The 19,994-nt window shown below is 65.6% G+C and carries 19 protein-coding genes, 1 tRNA gene and 1 riboswitch; of the genes, 13 read left to right on the top strand and 7 right to left on the bottom strand.

Annotated features, from left to right (window positions below; genetic code table 11):
• Positions 1–5: 5 nt before the first annotated feature.
• Positions 6–998, top strand: a complete 993-nt coding sequence (locus XH96_RS37765) for an SGNH/GDSL hydrolase family protein (protein WP_194390313.1) — start codon at positions 6–8, stop codon at positions 996–998.
• Between the two features lie 216 nt (positions 999–1,214).
• Here XH96_RS37765 and XH96_RS37760 read toward each other — a convergent pair whose 3' ends face one another.
• On the bottom strand, positions 1,215–2,402 hold the full coding sequence (locus XH96_RS37760; RefSeq protein WP_194390312.1) for an O-succinylhomoserine sulfhydrylase: 1,188 nt from the start codon (positions 2,400–2,402) through the stop codon (positions 1,215–1,217).
• 75 nt (positions 2,403–2,477) lie between these two features.
• Positions 2,478–2,557: riboswitch (SAM riboswitch) on the bottom strand.
• A 79-nt stretch (positions 2,558–2,636) separates the two neighbouring features.
• On the opposite strand from XH96_RS37760, the gene XH96_RS37755 reads away from it, so the two are divergent.
• Positions 2,637–3,773: a 2'-deoxycytidine 5'-triphosphate deaminase gene (locus XH96_RS37755; RefSeq protein ID WP_371739925.1), complete on the top strand. Its 1,137-nt coding sequence runs from the start codon at positions 2,637–2,639 to the stop codon at positions 3,771–3,773.
• 31 nt (positions 3,774–3,804) lie between these two features.
• On the opposite strand, the gene XH96_RS37750 is transcribed toward XH96_RS37755, so the two are convergent.
• Complete coding sequence (locus tag XH96_RS37750) at positions 3,805–5,109, bottom strand: cytochrome-c peroxidase (RefSeq protein ID WP_194390310.1); 1,305 nt, start codon at positions 5,107–5,109, stop codon at positions 3,805–3,807.
• A gap of 281 nt (positions 5,110–5,390) precedes the next feature.
• Here XH96_RS37750 and XH96_RS37745 point away from each other — a divergent pair, with 281 nt between their 5' ends.
• Both XH96_RS37745 and XH96_RS37740 read left to right on the top strand, forming a co-directional pair.
• Positions 5,391–6,443 carry a hypothetical protein gene (locus tag XH96_RS37745; RefSeq protein WP_194390309.1) on the top strand — a complete coding sequence of 351 codons (1,053 nt, stop codon included), beginning with the start codon at positions 5,391–5,393 and terminating at the stop codon, positions 6,441–6,443.
• A 164-nt stretch (positions 6,444–6,607) separates the two neighbouring features.
• Positions 6,608–8,050, top strand: coding sequence for an MATE family efflux transporter (locus tag XH96_RS37740; protein ID WP_194390308.1), 1,443 nt, complete (start codon positions 6,608–6,610; stop codon positions 8,048–8,050).
• Between the two features lie 186 nt (positions 8,051–8,236).
• Here XH96_RS37740 and XH96_RS37735 read toward each other — a convergent pair whose 3' ends face one another.
• The 4 genes from XH96_RS37735 to XH96_RS37720 form a co-directional block, all read right to left on the bottom strand.
• On the bottom strand, positions 8,237–8,638 hold the full coding sequence (locus XH96_RS37735) for an SRPBCC family protein (RefSeq protein ID WP_194390307.1): 402 nt from the start codon (positions 8,636–8,638) through the stop codon (positions 8,237–8,239).
• 111 nt (positions 8,639–8,749) lie between these two features.
• Positions 8,750–9,109, bottom strand: coding sequence for a VOC family protein (locus tag XH96_RS37730; RefSeq protein ID WP_194390306.1), 360 nt, complete (start codon positions 9,107–9,109; stop codon positions 8,750–8,752).
• Positions 9,110–9,163: 54 nt separating this feature from the next.
• Entirely contained in the window at positions 9,164–10,003 is an 840-nt protein-coding gene (locus tag XH96_RS37725; RefSeq protein ID WP_194390305.1) for a helix-turn-helix transcriptional regulator, read from the bottom strand.
• A 9-nt stretch (positions 10,004–10,012) separates the two neighbouring features.
• Positions 10,013–10,591, bottom strand: a complete 579-nt coding sequence (locus tag XH96_RS37720) for a methylated-DNA--[protein]-cysteine S-methyltransferase (protein WP_194390304.1) — start codon at positions 10,589–10,591, stop codon at positions 10,013–10,015.
• 172 nt (positions 10,592–10,763) lie between these two features.
• Here XH96_RS37720 and XH96_RS37715 point away from each other — a divergent pair.
• A tRNA-Gly gene (locus tag XH96_RS37715) sits at positions 10,764–10,837 on the top strand.
• A 5-nt stretch (positions 10,838–10,842) separates the two neighbouring features.
• Here the strand turns inward: XH96_RS37715 and XH96_RS37710 are convergent.
• A complete protein-coding gene (locus XH96_RS37710) occupies positions 10,843–11,835 on the bottom strand; it encodes an alpha/beta fold hydrolase (RefSeq protein ID WP_194390303.1) in 993 nt (330 codons plus the stop codon).
• Positions 11,836–12,013: 178 nt separating this feature from the next.
• On the opposite strand from XH96_RS37710, the gene XH96_RS37705 reads away from it, so the two are divergent.
• The 8 genes from XH96_RS37705 (at position 12,014) to XH96_RS37670 (ending at position 19,970) form a co-directional block, all read left to right on the top strand.
• Complete coding sequence (locus XH96_RS37705) at positions 12,014–12,595, top strand: helix-turn-helix domain-containing protein (RefSeq protein ID WP_194390302.1); 582 nt, start codon at positions 12,014–12,016, stop codon at positions 12,593–12,595.
• Between the two features lie 24 nt (positions 12,596–12,619).
• Positions 12,620–13,093: a GNAT family N-acetyltransferase gene (locus tag XH96_RS37700; protein ID WP_194390301.1), complete on the top strand. Its 474-nt coding sequence runs from the start codon at positions 12,620–12,622 to the stop codon at positions 13,091–13,093.
• A 93-nt stretch (positions 13,094–13,186) separates the two neighbouring features.
• Positions 13,187–14,230: a LacI family DNA-binding transcriptional regulator gene (locus XH96_RS37695; protein ID WP_194390300.1), complete on the top strand. Its 1,044-nt coding sequence runs from the start codon at positions 13,187–13,189 to the stop codon at positions 14,228–14,230.
• An 81-nt stretch (positions 14,231–14,311) separates the two neighbouring features.
• Positions 14,312–15,769 (top strand): xylulokinase, encoded by a 1,458-nt coding sequence (gene xylB, locus XH96_RS37690; RefSeq protein ID WP_194390299.1) that lies wholly within the window; start codon positions 14,312–14,314, stop codon positions 15,767–15,769.
• Positions 15,766–17,088 (top strand): xylose isomerase, encoded by a 1,323-nt coding sequence (gene xylA, locus XH96_RS37685; protein WP_194390298.1) that lies wholly within the window; start codon positions 15,766–15,768, stop codon positions 17,086–17,088. Before xylB ends, xylA begins: the two co-directional genes overlap by 4 nt.
• Positions 17,089–17,100: 12 nt before the next feature.
• On the top strand, positions 17,101–17,859 hold the full coding sequence (locus XH96_RS37680; RefSeq protein ID WP_131871857.1) for an ATP-binding cassette domain-containing protein: 759 nt from the start codon (positions 17,101–17,103) through the stop codon (positions 17,857–17,859).
• Positions 17,859–18,941, top strand: a complete 1,083-nt coding sequence (locus tag XH96_RS37675; RefSeq protein WP_194390297.1) for an ABC transporter permease — start codon at positions 17,859–17,861, stop codon at positions 18,939–18,941. Before XH96_RS37680 ends, XH96_RS37675 begins: the two co-directional genes overlap by 1 nt.
• Positions 18,942–19,037: 96 nt before the next feature.
• The gene (locus XH96_RS37670) at positions 19,038–19,970 is read left to right on the top strand and encodes a sugar-binding protein (RefSeq protein WP_194390296.1); all 933 of its coding nucleotides are present in this window, start codon (positions 19,038–19,040) and stop codon (positions 19,968–19,970) included.
• The last annotated feature ends 24 nt before the right edge of the window (positions 19,971–19,994 follow it).

Here is a 19,994-nt window from a genome sequence, read left to right as displayed (position 1 = left end):
CGTTAATGAGTTCTCTCCGCCCTTTTTGCCTGACGACATGGCTGGCTGCGCCTGCAGCCGCAGCGCTGTTGTTGCTGACGCCGGCCTCGCAATCGCATGCCCAGACGTCACCCGCCCAGGCGACACCCGCCCCCGCGCAGTCGGCTGATCCCGCTTCCACTTCGCCCTCTCAGACCACCGTCGCCGCGACGTCGCCCGAGCAGCGCGGCATCACGGCGCGCGCCATCGACAAGGTGAAGCAGGCCGCCAAATCCGCCAGCGACATCTTCAACCGTGTGCCCTGCCAGCCGCCGAAGGACGGTTCGAAGGCGATGGGCTCGCTGCCGCACGTTGCTGGCAAGCTCGTCGCCGGCCTGCCCGTCGTCATCGTCGCGTTCGGCTCGTCGTCGACTCAAGGGTTCGGCGCAAGCTCGCCGGAGTTCAATTACCCCAATCGTCTCGCCGCGCAGCTGCGCCGGCACTATCCGACCGCCGATATCAGCGTCATCAATGCCGGCGTCGGCGGCGAGGACGCCCCCGAGATGATGAAGCGCCTCCAGACGCAGGTGATCGACATGCATCCGGATCTCGTGATCTGGCAGGTCGGCACCAACGCTGTGCTGCGCAATCTCGATCCCGGCGAAACCGCCAAGATGGTGGAGGACGGCATCAGCCGCATCCAGGCCGCGGGCGGCGCCGACATCGTGCTGGTCGATCCGCAATATTCGCCGGCCGTCAACCAGCGCGCCGAGAGCGCAGGCAAGATGGTGAAGCTGCTCGGCAAGGTCGCCGAGCTCCGTCACGTGGGAATCTTTCCGCGCTTCGAGGTGATGCGCGACTGGCATGAGAAGCAGGCCATTCCGGTCGAGGGCTTCGTAATCGCCGATGGCCTGCATATGAACGATTGGGGCTATGCCTGCTTCGCTCAGCTGCTAGGTGACGACATCATCCGTTCCGTCGGCCAGATCAGGCTCGGGGTCAACGTGCCCGCGGACGTGCGGACGTACCGGCCGATGTAGAGCTTCGCTTACCCTCCCCTGGAGGGCAGGGCTATCGCATTTGAATATTGCAGAGGTCGTCATGCCCGGGCTTGTCCCGGGCATCCACGTTCTTTGTGCTGCATGGAAAGGCGTGGATGGCCGGGACAAGCCCGGCCATGACGCTGTGGAGACAGTCGGTACCCATAGCCACATCTCATATGCGATAGCCCTGCCCTCCAGGGGAGGGTGAGAAGCTCACGCCTTCTCCAGCGCCGCCGTCAGATCCTCGATCAGATCGTCCGGATGTTCGAGCCCCGCGGAGAGGCGAATGAACCCCTCGCTGATCCCGAGGGCGGCACGGTCCTCCGGCTTCAGTCGCTGATGCGTCGTCGTCGCCGGATGCGTGACGAGGCTCTTGGCGTCGCCGAGATTGTTCGAGATCTTCGCCAGCTTCAATTCGTTGAGCACGCGGAACGCGGCCTGCTTGCCGCCCTTGACCTCGAAGCCGACCAGGGTCGAGCCCCCGCGCATCTGCTTCTTCACCAGAGCTGCCTGCGGATGATCGGCGCGGCCGGGATAGACCAGCCGCGAGATCTTCGGATGGCTCGCCAGCACCTCGGCGATGCGCGCCGCGGTCTCGGTCTGCGCGCGCACACGCACGCCGAGCGTCTCCAGGCCCTTGAGCAGGACCCAGGCATTGAACGGCGAGATCGACGGGCCGGTCTGGCGCATGAAATTGTGGATGTGCTCGGCGATGAAGGCTTCCGACGACAGGATGATGCCGCCGAGGCAGCGGCCCTGGCCGTCGATATGCTTGGTCGCGGAATAGACGACGACGTCGGCCCCTAGCGCGAGCGGGCTCTGCCAGATCGGGGTTGCGAACACGTTGTCGACCACGAGCCGCGCGCCACCCTTGTGCGCGATCTCGGCGATCCCGGGGATGTCGAGCACGTCGAGGGTCGGGTTGGTCGGGCTCTCCAGGAAGAACGTTTTCGTGTTGGGCTTCAGCGCGCGCTGCCATTGGTCGAGATCGAGCCCGTCGACCAGCGTGGTCTCGATGCCGTAGCGCGGCAACAAGTCCTGGATGACGTAGAGACACGAGCCGAACAGGGCGCGCGAAGCCACGACGTGATCGCCCGCCTTGAGCGGTGCGAGGATCGCGGTCGTCACCGCGGCCATGCCGGTCGCCGCCGAACGGGCGGCTTCGGCGCCTTCGAGCTCGATCATGCGGCGCTCGAACATCGCGATGGTGGGGTTGGAGTAGCGTGAATAGATGAAGCCGGGATCCTCGCCCTTGAACCGCGCCTCGCACTCCTCGGCGCTGTTGTAGACGTAGCCTTGGGTGAGGAACAGCGCCTCCGACGTCTCGCCAAATTGCGAGCGCAGGGTCCCGGAATGGACCAGGCGGGTTTCGGGACGGTAGTTGGCAGGCGACTTCGACATAGGACCCTCCGACATGACCGTTCGATGCGCAAACGGTCACAAAAAAACCGGCCTGGATATCTCCACTGGCCGGGATCACAGAGGTCCCCGGCCTGTTTAGCGACTTATTTAACGTGGCTGCAAGCCGGCCGGCTCAAATCACCACGGGATAAGTGATGCTCATATTCCGCAATGCCCTTTCCGTCAAGGCGTCCATCGGTTAGCCGTAAAAGGCTGTTTTTCCCGTATGTCGGGATGCAAGAGAGCCCTGATGAGGACCCCCGGTTGACGTTCACGGTCGCCGCCGACGCCAATGGTATCCTGCCCGACCGCATGATCGCGGCGATGGCGGAAGCGGGGCTCATCCTGCCCGAATACGACTTCGTCGAAAGCCAGATCCAGCCGGCGAGCCTCGATCTGCGCCTCGGCGATATCGCCTATCGCGTCCGCGCGAGCTTCCTGCCCGGTCCCGGCGCCACGGTCGCCGAACGCATCGATGAATTGAAGCTGCACGAGTTCAGCCTCGCCGACGGCGCGGTGCTGGAGACCAACTGCGTCTACATCGTGCCGCTGCTGGAAAGCCTGGCGCTGCCGCCGGAAATCGTCGCGGCAGCCAACCCCAAGAGCTCGACCGGCCGGCTCGACGTCTTCACCCGCGTGATCGCCGACGGCACCCGCCGCTTCGACATGATCGGCGCCGGCTATCATGGCCCGCTTTACGCCGAGATCAGCCCGAAGACCTTTCCGGTGCTGGTGCGCGAAGGCTCGCGCCTGTCGCAGGTGCGTTTCCGCACCGGTGATGCCATCCTCAATGCCGACGAGCTCGAGGCGCTGCATGCCGCCGAGCGCCTCGTCGACATCGACGATGCCGACCTCTCCGGCGGTGTCGCCGTCTCCGTCGACCTCTCCGGCGAGAAGGCGAGCGGCTTCGTCGGCTATCGCGCCAAGCGGCACACCGGTGTCGTCGATGTCGATCGCCGCTCCGGCTACGCGGTCGAAGACTTCTGGGAGCCGATCTCGGCCCGCCCCGACGGCAGCCTCATCCTCGATCCCGGCGAGTTCTACATCCTCGCCTCCAAGGAAGCCGTGCAGGTGCCGCCCGACTACGCCGCGGAGATGGTGCCGTTCGATCCCTTGGTGGGCGAGTTCCGCGTGCACTATGCCGGATTCTTCGATCCCGGCTTCGGCTATGCCGGTGCCGGCGGGCTAGGATCGCGCGCCGTGCTTGAGGTACGCTCGCGCGAAGTGCCGTTCATCCTCGAGCACGGCCAGATCGTCGGCCGCCTCGTCTATGAAAAGATGCTCGCCCGCCCCGACGCGATGTACGGCCAGCGCATCGGTTCCAACTACCAGGCGCAGGGCCTGAAGCTGAGCAAGCATTTTCGGGTGTAAGTGTCAGCAAGCGCTGCGCGTGAACCATGGCTCAAAGCGGCGGCTTCGGCCGTGGCGGCTTCGGACCAAAGGCGCGTGCCGTATCGCGCTGCGGACGGTTCACCTTGGATAGTGCGAGCTGTCGCGCATATTCCTTGTCGCCGGCGTCCTTGTATTGCGGACTGGTCAGTGCCGCCATCAACGCAACCACGTCGTCGATCTCGGGCTCCGTCAGCGCCAGCGGCTGGATGTCCTCATCGAGCCACGCGTCAGCGACGCCGTCGCCCTTGTTGTAGTGATCCATGACGTCCCACAGCGTTTCCATCGATCCGTCGTGAAAGTAGGGCGCGGTCACCAGGATATTTCGCAGGCCGGGCGTCTTGAAGGACGCAATGTCGCCCGGCCGCTTGGTGATCAGGAAACGCCCCAGAACCGACATTTCGTTCGCGATCGCCGCGTTGTCGACATCCGGCGCGCGTCCCTGCGCCAGCTCGCGCTCGGCCTGCTCCGCCAGCGCACCGACGCGATGCCGAAGGATGCCGATGCCGATGTTGTGAAAATCGTGATCGGTGAAGACAGTCGGATCGCGCTCTCTATCCGTCAGCGCATGGCAAAGATTGCAACGGGCCTTGTTGTTGAACAATTCCCAACCACGTTTGGCCGAATCGCTGATCGCATTCGCATCTCCAGCGATGAAATGATCGAAGGGCGAATCGAAGGACGCGAGCGTCCGTTCATAGGCTGCAATGGCGCGCAACATGTCCTGTTCGTTGACGCCGCGGCCGAAGGCCTGCATGAACCGGGCCTGATAGTCCTTGTCGCCGGCGATCCTGGATACGGCATCGCCGATGCTGGCCGAGCCCATCTCGAGAGCGTTGGTGATCGGCAGCGCCGCCTGCTGCTCCAGCGTGTCGACGCGACCGTCCCAGAACTGCGACTTGTTGTAGAGCGCATTCAGCACGGTCGGGGCGTTGCGTTGGCCGGCGCGCCCATGGATGCCGATCGACACCGGCCTGCCGTCGGTGAAGGCGCGTGCCGGATCGTGGCACGTGGCACAGGCGATGGTGCCGTCGCCCGAGAGCTGGGCGTCGAAGAACAGCTTCTGTCCCAACGCAACCGTCGCAGGTGCAAGCGGCGTTGCCGGCGGGATCACTGACGCTGTGAGCGCCGCGGGAAAACCGACCTGATCCCGCGAGCGAGGCTCGGCGAGCGGCCCTTGCCGAGGCAGCGGCGGCGGTTGCCCCGGCGCCAGCGCTGGCGGTGGACCGACAGCGCTGTCTTCGTCCGCCGCCGATGCGGGAAGGAACGGCAAGATCTGCGACAGGAGCAGGAGAACAGCCAGCGATACAGCGCGCATCCGATAGCCTTTGTTCTCGGGACAAGTAAGAAAGCTAACACGAAAGGTCCTGAACGTCATGCTGAGCGAATCGATGAAAGCGTATCGAGATTGCTCCAAGCCGTAGACGAGCGAAGCGATATCCGGGATGATCTGAGGGAGGATCCGGATATGGCGTCGCTCATCCGGCAACTTTTCTGGATCGCCGATCTGGTCGGGCATGACGGCCGCGCGCCTGGCTCGGTTGCGTCGCCTCTCGCGCAATGACACAGTCCGTCACAACAAATCCATCGGGAGCAAGCATGAGGAGCGAAACAGAAGCCGCGCAGGAAGCGCAATGGAGACGCTGGCGGGCGGTCGCCGACCTCTATCATGCTTATTTCACCGGCCTCATCCTCACCGTGGTGACGCGGCGCGGGACAGCGGATGCCGCGGAATTCGTCTTCCGCCTGTTCCGCCGCCAGCAGCAGGAACGTTTCCTGCCCGGGCTCGAGAAGCTCGGGCTTAAAGGTCTGCCGCCCGCGGTCGCGGCGGCGCAATATCACTATCTCTCCAACTGGATCGGCGGCGTGCATGTCGAGTACATGTATGAGAGCGACAGCAAGGCCTGGATTCGCTATCCGCCGCCGCGCTGGATCTGGAGAGGCTCCGCGATCTGCGGCGTGCCGGGCGAGGTCTCCAGCGCGATGCTGCGTGGCTGGCACGCCAACAACGGCGTTGCGCTCGGTGATCTCAGGCTCGGCTTCGTCTGCACCAAGCAGAGCGTCGATGGCCAGGATGGGCTCGAAGGCTATTATCATCAGTACGACCGTCCGCTCGAGCCGGACCAGCGCCTGGTGTTCGCTCGTCATCTGGAAGCTCCATTGTTCGATGCGAAGGCCGCGCCGGCGCTGCCGGTCGCGAACTGGCCGAAGCCGCGTCTGGAAAAGGCCTATCGCAACTACGCCATGGAATATGTCCGCACCGCCGCGCCCGTGATGGTGCAGCTGTTCGGTCCGGAGGATGCCGGCTATCTCCTGCATCTCACCGGCAAGCTGATCGGCATGCAATATTTCGACGAGGTTGCCCCGTCGCTGGCGATGACCCGCGGCGGAGCGAGAGAGTTCGCATCGTTCCTGAGCGCGTTGTTTGCCGCGCAGGATGATGCGGCCGAGACCACGCAATCAGAAGGTACGTTCGAAATACGCCAGCAGAGCTGGAAGCTGATGGACGACGTCGCCGACCATCACCCCGCTTGTGCGCAGGTGCTGGCGGGATTGTTCGAGGGGCTCGCCGCGGGGTGCGGACGGCACATCGGCGTGCAGATGCGCTCTGCAGTCGCCGGCCGTCCGCCGCTGGTCTGGACGATCGGGTAAGTTCGCCGATGGGGAGCGCTGCCGCAGGGCACGCCTGCACCCGACGCAGGAGGAATCGGCGCGCACCGTGCTAACAAGTCCCGCCGCGCCCTGTGCGCGAATAGATTGATTGGCACACCTGTTCATTGCCGCGCCGCAAATGGCGCCCCTGCCCGGGAGAGGACATGACGGACATCGCCGAGATCCCGGTCGATGAGCAAGAGCGCCCGTTGCCGCCGCCCCCGCGCTCCGTCAAGAGCGCGCTGACCGACGGGCCGATTCTGCGCACGCTGCTCTCTCTCGCCTGGCCGAACGTGATCGGCTTGTCGGCCGGCATCTGCGTGGTGATCGCGGAGACCTCTTATGTCGGCCGGCTCGGTGTCGAGGCGCTGGCGGCGATGGCGCTGGTGTTTCCGACCGTGATCCTGACCATGACGATGTCGGGCGGCGCCATGGGCGGTGCGGTGGCCTCGGCCATCGCGCGTGCGCTCGGCGCCGGTGATCGCGAACGCGCCGGCACGCTCGCCGTGCATGCGATGCTGATCGGCATCAGCTTCGGGCTCGTCTTCATGCTGGGCATGCTGATCTTCGGACCGAGGGTGCTCGAAATGCTTGGCGGCCGCGGCGCTGTGCTGACGCATGCGATCGCCTACACGCAGGTGTTTTTCGGCGGCGCCGTGCTGCCCTGGTTGCTCAACACCATGGCGGGTGTCCTGCGCGGCACCGGCAACATGAAGCTGCCGTCGTTTCTCATCCTCAACTCCGCGGCCTGGCAGATCGTGGTCGGCGGCACGCTGGGTCTCGGTCTCGGACCGGTGCCGCAGTTAGGCATGCGCGGCGTCGCGGCCGGCGCGCTGATCGCCTATTCCATGAACATCTGCATCATGGGCTGGTACCTGTTCTCCGGTCGCGCGCGGATCGTACCGAGGTTGCGCGGCTTGCGCATCCGATGGGCGATGTTCTTCGACATCCTCAAGGTCGGCGCCATCGCCTGCTTCTCGCCGCTGCAAGGGGTGCTGACGATCTCGATCTTCACCCACATGCTGGCGAAGTTCGGCACCGCGATCCTCGCCGGTTACGGCATCGGCGCGCGGCTCGAGTTTTTGCTGACCTCGATCGCGTTCTCATTCGGCATCGCCTGTGTGCCGATGGTCGGGATGGCGATCGGCGCAGGCCGCATCGCACGTGCCCGGCGCATCACCTGGATCGCCAGTGCGGCCGCTTTCGTGGCGGTCGGCGCGCCTGCGTGCCTCGTTGCGATCTTCCCGGATCTCTGGGTCAACATGTTCACCGACAGCGTGGCCGTGCGCGCGGCGAGCCATCAATATCTCTCGACCGTCGGGCCGTTCTACGCCTTCTTCGGCCTTGCAACGACGATGTATTTCTCCTCGCAAGGCGCCGCCAAGGTGATCGGCCCGGTGCTCGCGCAGACGGCGCGGCTGATCTATATCGCGGCTGTCGGCTGGTGGCTGTCGACGCACGACGCCAGCGCGCAGAGCTTCTTCTGGCTGGCCGCAAGCTCGATGGTCGTGCTCGGCGTGCTGTCGTGCTCCAGCGTGGTGCTGACACGCTGGGGGCCGCGCAAGGCGAAAGCTGCGATCAGGCCGGCGCTTTCGACTGCCGACTGATGCGCGATGCGATTGGGGTCAATGTCGTCATCGTGCTTTAGGTCGCTGTTCAAGCATGATTTTTCGGAGAACCGCTGCGCACTTTTCCGGATCATGCTTTAGCTGCCAGAACACCTTGTCCGCACCTCTCATGGCATGCTCCTGGGCATGGTTACGGCTGGCGAGGGTGCGGCTCTGTGTTGAACATCATGCAGCCGCGGGCGGGAATGCCCTGTGGATCGCGTCGACGGCTTCTTTCGTTTGCCCTTGAATGTAGGCCGCGAGATCGTTCGGCAGCACGTCGATGATCCAGACCAGCCGGCAGCGCACGTCGCTCTCGGCGATCACCTGCACGGAGGCGCTATAATGCTTCAGCCGCTCGTTGCTGATCGCATAGACGAGGCGCTGTCGCGCATCGTCGCAATCGACCAGCACCTCGCGCGCGACCGAACCATTGGCAAAGGTGACGATGCGCGCATCGTCGTCGAGCGTGCAGGCGGTGACGAAGCCCGGCACCAGCCGCTGGTGCAGCGCGCCGAAATCGCGCACCGCGTCCCAGACATCGTGTGCGGAGGCGGGGAGGGGAATGTCGTTGCAGATGGAAGCCATGATTCTTTCTCATCGGATGGAGTCATTCCGGGGCGCGCGAAGCGCGAACCCGGAATCTCGAGATTCCGGGTTCGGTCCTTCGGACCGCGCCGGAATGACGGTGCAACAAACTCACGTACAAACCGCTTCGACATTGTTGCCGTCGGGGTCGATCAAGAACGCCGCATAGTAGGTCGGGCTGTAGTCCTTGCGCGGCCCGGCGCCGCCATTGTCGCGGCCGCCGTTCTTCAGCCCTTCGGCATGGAACGCCTTGACGGCGTCATGATCCTTGGCGCGGAAGGCGATATGGGCGCCGTCGGCCTTCCGGCCCTTGTTCAGGTGCAGCCACAGCGCCGGCTCGCCCTTCGGCCCGAAGCCGGCATAACCGTCGCCGCTCGAGCACAGGACATAGCCGAGCGGCGCCAGCACTGTGGTGTAGAAGCGTGTCGCTGCGTCGAGGTCGGCAACACGCAATCCGATGTGGTCGTACATGTTCGTCTCCATTGCAGAAGCGTGCCGAGGGGCACGCGCCGGAGACGACCCTAGTCAGTTGAGGGCAAGCTGCTCTTGGAGAATCTTGCGCTGTCCCTTCGAGGCCTGGCGGAATTTGGTCGGGGATACGCCGGCAGCGCGGTGGAAGGTGCGGACGAAATTGGAGAGATCGCCGAAGCCGACGTCATAGGCGATGTCGGTGACCGCGATGTCGTCGTCGGCGAGCAGCCGCGCGGCGTGCCGCAGCCGCGAGCGCACCAGATATTGATGCGGAGTGACGCCGAGCACGCTCGAGAACAGCCGGAGGAAATGGAACGGGCTGAGGCCCGCCTGACGTGCGGCCTGTTCGAGGTCGAGCTCGGCATGCGAGTTGTCGTCGATCCACAGCGCGGCCTCGACCGCGCGGCGGCGGTCGCGCGCGGTGGGGGTGGCTGGCTTGCGCGCCTTGCCCGAGACGACGTCAATGAAGCGACCGGCGAGGATCTGGCCGATCTCGTCAAGTCCGAGGTCGCTGTTGCCATCTGCTGCCGTCTGGGCGAGCTCGCCCAGCACCATCAGCTCGGGCAGCGGCGGCGTCGCGCCGACCTGCCAGACCTCACGCCGCCCGCCGAGAGTCTCGACCAGGTCCTCGCTGAGAAAGAACGACAGGCAGATGTCGCCGGACACGTGCTCATGCGTGCAGGTGTATTCCTCGCCGGGGGCGCCGACCAGCATCGAGCCTGCCACCAACTCGAAGAAACCGGCGCGGCAATGGCAGCCGAAGCTCCCTGCGCGGACATAAGCGATGGAATGGCCGGTGCGGCATTCGGGAAACGGCGTATCGTCCGGTCCCGCATCGCAGCGAAATTCGGAGACCGTCATCGATGGCGTCGTCAGCAGCGTGGTCGCATCCATCCGGCCTATCTAGGTAGGCGCGCGGGGCGGAGCAACGGGCAGCAGCACCTCGAACAGCGTCTTGCTGGCGACGGGATGGGCACCTTCGAGCGCCAGCAGCCGCCGCCTGGAGACCATGCCGGCATAGGGCGAAAGCCGGTCGGTGTAATTGCCGGCCTCCAGCACCCGGTGGCAGGGCACGATCAGCATGTAGGGATTTTTGGCGAGCGCCTGCGCCACCGAGTGCACGGCGCCGGACGCGCCCAGTGCCTTGGCGATTTCATGGTAGGTGCGCGTTTCGCCGCGCGGGATCGTGCAGGTGTGCTCGTAGACCCGCCGGTTGAAGCCGGGCACCCCGCCGGCGTCCAGGCTGACGTCGGAGAAATCCGGCTCGCCGCCTTGCAGCAGACCCACGATCCCCTCGATCGCAAACTCGGCGTTCTCGGACGGAAGCTGCTCCCGCGCCTCGGGATGGACCTGGAAGATCCGGCGGCGGGTGTCGATCTCCCGCGCCTCCGGCAATTGCACGGCGACCACGCCGGTGCCGCTCCAGATGATGCCACAGCGCCCCAGCGCCGTGTCGAATATCGCGTAAGCACGCCCCGCCATGCACACGCCCCACTCAGTGCACGTTTCGCCCCAGACTTGCGATCATAACACCGCCACAATCCGGCGCACTTGGAATCTTATCAGGACGTTAACAACCGTCGGGCCGGGCGCGCCAAACCGCTTGGCGGCAGGCGCCGTCTCGGCTAATCAGGAGGGGCGCGAAGCGCGCATAGCGGGCGTAGTTCAATGGTAGAACGGCAGCTTCCCAAGCTGCATACGAGGGTTCGATTCCCTTCGCCCGCTCCAATACTTTAGCCCGGTAAGCTTCGCAGAAACTTCACGATCGCCGCGTTCACCTCCGCCGGCCGCTCCTGCTGCGTCCAATGTCCGCAGCCGGGCAGCATTGTGATCTCGCGGAGATGCGGCACCCATTGTTTCATGTTGGCGAGATGATCGGCCGCACCGGGGAAGGCGATGACCATGTCGTGGTCGCCTGCCATGAAAAGCGAGGGTACCACCACCTTCACGCCCTCGAAGGCCCCCGTCAATTCCCAATTGCGATCGATGTTGCGATAGTAATTGAGTGGCCCGCGAAACCCGCTGCGCGCAAATTCGGCGCCATAATAGTCGAGATCGGCGGCGCTCAGCCACGACGGCAGCGGGACCTGCATCTTCGGCAACATTCCGTCCTTGCGCGAAACCATGCCGACGCCAACGGTCCGTCCCTGACGTTCGGCATTGGCGCGGATCGCCGCGGCTCCTTCGCCGGAACCGCCAAAGAGCATGGCACGGAGCGTTGCGCGAGGATCTCGTTCGAACTCCGCTTCGGCGATACCCGGCTCCTGGAAGTACAGCTGATAGAACTGCGCATCCGCCGTCTGCGGCATGACGCTCGTCGGCCGCACCGGACTGCGCGGTCGATAGGGCACGCTGAGGATAGCGGCGGCGCGGAAGCGATCGGGCCGCAGGCGCGCCGTCTGCCAAGCGATCGTCGCGCCCCAGTCATGGCCGACGATGACGGCCTCCTTCGCCTCGAACGCGTCGAGCACGCCGACGAGGTCGCCGACCATGTGGAGGATCGTGTATTGATCGATTGCTTCGGGCCGGTCGCTCTTTCCGTATCCACGCATGTCGGGCGCAACCGCGTGGTAGCCGGCCGCAGCCAACGCCTCGAGCTGATGCCGCCAGGAGTACCAGCCTTCTGGAAAGCCGTGGCAGAGCAGAACCATTGGCCCCTCACCCTGCTCGGCGACATTGAGGCTGATGCCGTTGGCCTTGATCGTCCGCTGCGTCGGCTCGCCCATATCGTCGCCTCCAATTGGTTATTGTGGTTGGGCCCATCCTAATCGGCCCTACGCGCTCAGCAAAGATTCTAATATATTGGACTTCCGCTCCCGGCGTTTGCCTCAGTGCGCGCTAGTCTAGGCTACTCTCTCCCCGATGGATGCGGTCCTCGTGTCGGGCGATGTTCGGATGACAACCATGGACCAGCAGAAACTCGACCGCGCCATCGGCCGGCGCCTGAAGACGCTGCGGGCGCAGGCGGGTATGACGTTGAACGAGCTTGCAGGCCGCTCCGGCGTCAGCCGGGCCATGATCGGGCGGGTGGAGCGGGCGCAGAGCAGTGCGACGGCGGCGCTGCTCAACAAGCTCTGCGCGGCGCTCGACGTCACGCTCAGCGATGTCGTCGCGCTCACCGAGAAGCCGCCGGAGCGCCTAGTGCGGCTTGCGGACCAGGCGCATTGGCGCGATCCCGAGAGCGGCTATCGCCGCCGGCACGCCTCGCCGCCGGATGCGGCGAGCGGGATCGAGATCATCGTCGTCGACCTGCCGGCCGGCGCGCGGGTGCCGTACAGCCCCTGGGGCCGCAACGCCTTCACCCAGCAGCTCCTGATGCTGGAGGGCGCGATCGCCGTGCATATCGATGCCAAGGCGGTGCGGCTGCGCGAGGGCGATTGTCTGGATTTCGACGTGATGCGCGCCGTGATCTTCGAGAACGAAACCAAGCAGGACGCGCGCTATGTCATCATCGTCAGGCGCGGCGCGTCCTACGGCAAGATGTGAGGGCAGGACGTGGAGACGGGCACCATGCAGATCCGTACCGGCGACACCCATGATCCGCGCGTCGTCGCGCTGCTCGATCATCACGTCACGGCCGCGCGGGCGCAGACGGCCCCGGGCAGCGCCCATGCGCTCGATCTCGCGGGCCTGCGTGCACGCGACCTCGCGTTCTGGACCGGCTGGGACGGCGAGACGCTGGTCGCGACCGGCGCGTTGAAGACGCTTTCGCCTGAACACGGCGAGGTCAAGTCGATGCACACGCTTCAGACCGCGCGCCGGCGCGGCTATGGCGGCCAGATGCTGCGCCACATCATCGCGGAAGCCCGTGCGCGCGGCATGAGGCGGCTCAGCCTCGAGACCGGCTCGTGGGACTATTTCAAGCCGGCGCACGCACTCTACCAGGCGCAGGGGTTCGTCGCCTGCGGCCCGTTCGAGGGCTATGTCGAGGACCCCAACAGCCTGTTCCTGACGCTCGATCTGTCGGCGCCGGCGCGTCGGTAGCTCAGGAGCGCGTCCCCTCGCAATGCACGCAAATCAGCGAGGTCGCCTCAAAATGAGTTGCGCACCTCAAAACACCTCTGCTAGCCTTCAGCCATGGCCGAGACGCTCACCCCGACCGCCCTGACGCTGAAGGACATCGCCCGCGAGGCCGGCGTCAGCCTCGCGACGGTGGACCGCGTCCTGCACAATCGCCCGGGCGTGCGGCCGGACACGGTGCAGCGCGTCAAGGCGGCGATCGAGCGCAATTCGTTCCAGCCGCATGTGGCCGCCGCCGAGCTCGCCCGCGGCCGCGCCCGCCGATTCGCCTTCGTGATGCCGTCGGGGCCAAACCCGTTCATGCAGCAGATCGAGGCCTATCTCGGCGAGATGGCAGTTTGGCTGGCGGCCCGCCGCCTCAGCGTCGAGACGGTCGCAACCGACGTGTTCGACCCCTCCGCGCTTGCGGCCTCGCTGGAGGCATTGTCGGGCGATTGCGACGGGGTTGCCGTGGTGGCGCTGGATCATCCCGGCGTGCGCGCCGCCATCAACGATCTCGTCGACGCCGGCACCAAGGTCGTCACGCTGGTCTCGGACGTGCCGTCCTCGCGCCGCCACCATTATGTCGGCATCGACAACATCGCCGCGGGCCGCACGGCGGGCGCGCTGGTCGGGCGGCTGGTCGGCCAAAGGTCCGGCAAGGTCGCGATCGTCGCGGGCTCGCAGGGCCTGCGCGATCACGCCGAGCGCATCTTCGGCTTCAACCAGGTGATGGCGACGGAATTTCCCGATCTCAGCGTGCTGCCGGTGCTGGAAGGACGCGACGAGGACGACCGTTCGGAGCAGTTGCTGGGCCGGCTGCTCGGCAGCCATGCCGACATTGTTGGTCTTTATAACGTCGGTGCCGGCACGCAAGGCGTCGCCAAAGCGCTGAGCGAGGCTGGCCGCGACAAGCAGGTGGTGTTCGTCGGACACGACGTCACGGCGCTGACGCGCCGATTGCTGCTGCAGGGCATGATGGATGCTGCGATCTCGCAGAACCCCGGACATGAAGCGCGAGCGGCCGTGCGCGTGCTGCTGGCGCTCGCCCGCGGCGAGCCGATCTTGAGCGAACAGGAGAAGATCCGGATCGACATCGTGATGCGGGACAATCTGCCTTAGCGGCAGGTGGATTTCGGAACGGCCCGTTGCGGGGAAAGCGACGCAAGATCGCGAACCACAGCAGGCAAAAGGGAGGATAGCGTGTATCTCGGGATCGACATCGGCACGTCCGGTGTGAAAGCGGTGCTCGTGAGCGAAGCCGGCGCGGTCGTCGCGACGGGAATGCGCGAGCTTGCGCTGTCGCACCCCGCACCGCTGTGGTCCGAGCAGGATCCCGACGCCTGGGTCGATGCGGCCATCGGCGCAATCGACGATCTCGCCGCGCGCCAGCCGCGCGAGGTTGCGCTGGTTCGTGGCATCGGGCTGTCAGGTCAGATGCATGGCGCGATGCTGCTCGGCGAGAACGGCCGGCCGCTGCGTCCGGCCATCCTCTGGAATGACGGTCGCTCGCAGGCCGAATGCGCCACGCTGGAGCGGCGCTGTCCCTCGCTGCACACGATCACCGGCAATCTGGCGATGCCCGGCTTCACCGCCCCGAAATTGCTATGGGTCGCGCGGCATGAACCCGAAATCTTCGACCGCGTGGCAAAGGTGCTGTTGCCGAAAGCCTATGTCCGCTATCGCCTCACCGGCGAGATGGTCGAGGACATGTCGGACGCGGCCGGCACGCTGTGGCTGGATGTCGGTCTGCGTCGCTGGTCGGCCCTGCTGCTGCATGCCACCGGGCTCGATCTGCACCACATGCCACGCCTGGTCGAGGGCAGTGAGGTGAGCGCCGTGCTCGCGCCGGACTACGCGCGGCGCTGGGGCATGCAGAAGGAAGTCGTGGTCGCGGGCGGTGCCGGCGACAATGCCGCCAGCGCGATCGGCCTCGGTGCCATCGCGCCGGGCGACGCCTTCCTGTCGCTGGGAACGTCGGGTGTCCTGTTCCGCGTCACCGATCGTTTTGCCCCGGCGCCGGCATCGGCCGTGCATGCCTTCTGTCACGCGCTGCCCGGCCTCTGGCACCAGATGGGCGTAATGCTGTCGGCGGCTGCCTCGCTTGCGTGGCTCGCGGGCGTGATGGAGACGCCGGCTGCAGCGCTGCTGGCGCCGCTCGGCGAGCGCGTCGACGGACCAAGCCCGATCAGATTCCTGCCCTATCTCGATGGCGAACGCACGCCGCACAACGATGCCGCTGCCAGCGGCGCTTTCGTCGGCTTGCGCGGTGCGACCGGCCGGAGCCAGATCGTCCAGGCCGTGCTCGAGGGCGTCGCCTTTGCCGCGCGCGACAATCTGGCGGCGCTGAGCGCGGCGAGTGGGCCGATTGCCGAGGTCGATCTCGTCGGCGGCGGCTCGCGCTCGGCGCTCTGGGCGCAGATCTGCGCCGACGTGCTCGGCATTCCCGTTCACCGCGTCGAGGAAGGCGAGGTCGGAGCAGCGCTCGGCGCCGCGCGGCTCGCCCGGCTTGCCGCGACCGACGAAGACGCAGCGGAGGTCTGCACCCGTCCGCGGCGGCTCGCGACCTTCACGCCCCGTCCATCCGTCGCTTCGGCCTATGACGAGGCCTATCGGCGATGGCGCGCGCTTTATCCAGCACTGAAGGAGTCCGTTAAGTGAACGCGTCAGCAAAGTTCTTCGATGCAAGCGCACCCGTCGCCTTTGCCGGCAAGGATGCCGCAAGCGCGCCCGCCTTCCGTTGGTACGACAAGGACCGGCTCGTGCACGGCCGCAGGCTCGAGGATCATCTGCGCTTTGCAGTCTGCTATTGGCATTCCTTCTGCTGGCCGGGCGGCGATCCCTTCGGCGGTGAGACGTTCCTGCGGCCCTGGCACCACGGCACCGACGCGATGGCGATGGCACGCGCCAAGGCTGACGTCGCCTTCGAGCTGTTCCGCCTGCTCGACGTGCCGTTCTTTACCTTCCACGACGTCGATGCGGCGCCGGAAGGCGCCACGCTCGCGGAATCCGTCGCCAACCTCAACGCGATCGCCGATCTGTTCGAGCAGAAGATGGCTTCCGCAAAAGTGCGCCTGCTCTGGGGCACCGCAAACCTGTTCTCACACCGCCGCTATATGGCGGGCGCCGCGACCAATCCGGACCCTGATATCTTCACTTATGCCGCGGGCCAGGTCCGCGCCGCGCTGGAGGTGACGCACCGGCTCCGCGGCGAGAACTACGTGCTGTGGGGCGGCCGCGAGGGCTACGAGACGCTGCTGAACACCGATCTCAAGCGCGAGCTCGACCAGCTCGGCCGCTTTCTCTCGCTCGTCGTCGAGCACAAGCACAAGATCGGTTTCAAGGGGCCGATCCTGATCGAGCCGAAGCCGAAGGAGCCGACCAAGCATCAATATGATTTCGACGTCGCCACCTGCTACGGCTTCCTCGAGCGCTACGATCTCCTGAACGACGTCAAGCTCAACATCGAGCAGAACCACGCCATCCTCGCCGGCCACTCCTTCCATCACGAGGTCGCGCTCGCCGAGGCGCTCGGTGTCTTCGGCTCGCTCGACATCAACCGCGGCGACGATCTGCTCGGCTGGGACACCGACCAGTTCGCGATGAACGTGGGCGAGCTCGCGCTGGTGTTCCACGAGATCCTGAACCGCGGCGGGTTCACCTCGGGCGGACTCAATTTCGACGCCAAGATCCGCCGCCAGTCCATTGACCCCGACGATCTGATCCATGCCCATGTCGGCTCGATGGATGCCTGCGCGCGTGCCTTCCTCGCCGCCGCCGACATGATCGATGCCGCCGTCCTCACCGAGCCGATTGCCAAGCGTTACGACGGGTGGGCCAGCCCCGAGGGGCGCGCCATTCTCGGCGGCCAGCGCTCGCTCGCCGATCTCGCCGACCGTGCCATGAGTCCCGGCTTCGACGCGCAGCCGCGCTCGGGCCGGCAGGAATACCTGGAATCCCTCGTCAACCGCTACGTCTGAGGAGGACCATTGATGGCAAAGACCGACGCAACACCGGTCCTCGAGCTGACCGGCATCGGCAAGGAGTTCGGCGCGATCCGCGCGCTGCACGATGTCGAGATGCAGGTCTTCCCCGGCGAAGTGGTCGGCCTGATGGGCGACAACGGCGCGGGCAAGTCGACGCTGGTCAAGATCATCGCCGGCAATTTCCGTCCCACCCACGGCGAGATCCGCTTTGCCGGCAGCACGGTCCACTTCAACCGCCCGGTCGATGCCCGCGCTGTCGGAATCGAGGTGGTCTATCAGGACCTCGCACTATCCGACAATCTCACGGCGGCAGCCAACGTCTTCCTCGGCCGCGAGCTGAAGCGCAAATTCGGACCCATCGCCCTGCTCGATCACAAGGCGATGGCGGCGCGCGCGTTGGAGCTGTTCGGCGAGCTACGCTCGGAGACGCGCCCCGACGATCTCGTCAAGCAGATGTCGGGCGGCCAGCGCCAGGCGGTCGCGATCGCCCGGACGCGGTTGTCCAACGCCAGGCTCGTGATGATGGACGAGCCGACCGCCGCCATCTCTGTTCGCCAGGTCGAGCAGGTGCTCGGCCTGATCCACCGGCTGAAGGAGCAGGGGGTCGCCGTGATGCTGATCTCGCATCGCATGCCAGACGTGTTCGCGGTGTGCGACCGAGTCATCGTCATGCGCCGCGGCGAGAAGCGGGCCGACAAGCCGATCCACGAGACCTCACCAGAGGAAGTCACCGCTCTCATCACCGGTGCGAAGGAGGCGGCGTGATGACCATGCCCATGGAATCCCCGATCACGTTCTCCAACGTCGGCAAGATCAGATGGTGGCAGCGCGGTATCTTTGCCTCCCAGACCGGCTACGTGCTGCTCGCGCTGGCCGTGCTGCTGGTGATCATGCATTTCGCCAGCCCCTATTTCTTCACCGAAGGCAACATGCAGAACGTGGCGAAGAATTTTTCCTTCATCGCCATTGCGACGCTCGGCGTCACCTTCGTGATCATCACCGGCGGCATCGACCTCTCGGTCGGCTCGATGATGTGCTTCTCCGCCATGATCACGTCGATGGTGATGACCGAGCTGTCGGCACCCGGCTCGCCCGCGGGCGCGCTGTTCGTGCACATGGCGGCCGACGGCAAGACCGTGCTCGCCAATGTGCCCGGGCTGATCCTGCTGGTCTCGATCGTCGCCGGCCTCGGCGTGGCGCTGGTCGTCGGGCTCGTCAACGGCTTCTGCATCGCCGTGCTCGGGCTGTCGCCTTTCGTGACCACGCTCGGCATGCTCTCGATCGTGCGCGGGCTCGGCTACGTCGTCTCCAACGGTCGTGGCAGTTTTCCGGGCGGACCGGACGCCGATTATTTCTATGCAGCCACATCGGGCGATGTGCTCGGCGTACCCGTGCCTTTCATTTATCTCGTGATCCTGGCGCTGGCGATGGCCGTGGTGCTGCATCACACCTCGTTCGGCCGCCACGTCTTCGCGCTCGGCGGCAACGAGAAGGCGGCCGAGCTCACCGGCATTCCGGTGGTGCGGGTGAAGATCGAGGTCTACGTGATCTGCGCGCTCGCCGCGGGGCTCCAGGGCATCATCATCTCCGGTTGGCTCGGATCGGCGCCGGCCAACATGGCGACATCCTACGAGCTCAACGTGATCGCGGCGGCCGTGATCGGCGGCGCCAACCTCGCCGGCGGCATTGGCGGCCCGCTCGGGGCCATCGTCGGCTGCGTGCTGCTGGAAGTGATCCGCAACGGGCTCGTGCTGGCGCAGGTCAGCTCCTACTGGCAGCAGACGCTGGTGGGCGTGATCATCATCCTGGCCGTGCTGGTCGACCGTATCCGCTCGCGGATGACCTGACGTGACGTCATCTCGGGAAGGCAACGAAAATGCCGCCTGTCCGCTTCCCGGGCGCTTTCGAGAGGATGGGCACCAAACACAAGGGTGGAGGAGACCATGAGGAAACTTCTTCTTGCCGGCATCGCCGTTGCGATGATGGCGACGCCGGCGTTTGCCGCGAACTACCGCTTCGTCATCGTGCCCAAGGCGATGAACAATCCGTTCTTCGACTTCGCGCGCGATGGCTGCCTGAAGCGCGCCAAGGAGCTCGGCAACATCGAGTGCATCTACAAGGGGCCGGTGGAGCATGAGCCGGCGACGCAAGCCCAGATCATCCAGGACTTCATCACCCAGAAGGTCGACGGCCTCGCGATCTCGGTTGCCGACGTCGCGGCCATGACCAAGTCGATCGAGGCGGCAACCGCGGCCGGCATCCCCGTCATCACCTTCGATGCCGATGCGCCGGGCTCCAAGCGCATCGCCTATATCGGCACCAACAACAAGGAGTTCGGCCTGGCTCTCGGCAAGCAACTCCTGAAGATGCGGCCCGATGGCGGCAAATACGCCATGGTCTCGGGTGGTCCCGGTGCCAAGAACCTCGCCGAGCGCGTCGATGGCGTGCGCGAGGCGCTGAAGGGCTCGAAATGGACCGAGGTCGCGGGCTCCCCGACCTTCTGCAACGACGATCCCGCGCTCGCGGTCCAGCAGATGACGGACATGCGCACCGCAACGCCCGACCTCGCCGCCATCGTTCCCATCGGCGGTTGGCCGATGTTTGCTCCCGAGGGTTTCAAGGCCTTCGCATCCAGGAACAAGAAGGAGATCGATTCCGGCAAGTTCACGCTGGTCGTGGCCGATACGCTGAAGATGCAGCTCGAGCTGCTGCGCGACGGCTATGCCAATGCGCTGGTCGGTCAGCGTCCGTTCGAGATGGGCGAGAAGGCGATGGACACGCTGTTCGCGATCAAGAAGGGCGAGAAAGTGCCGGAGATCGTCTATACCGGCCTCGATCTCGTCACCAAGGACAACGTCGCGCAGATGTTGAAGTAGGAGCGCCCCAGCCCCGTGCTCCCA

Source organism: Bradyrhizobium sp. CCBAU 51765 (assembly GCF_015291725.1).
GTDB lineage: Bacteria > Pseudomonadota > Alphaproteobacteria > Rhizobiales > Xanthobacteraceae > Bradyrhizobium > Bradyrhizobium liaoningense.
Note: the sequence above shows the minus strand (reverse complement) of the source record. Positions and strands in the feature narration are given on the sequence as shown.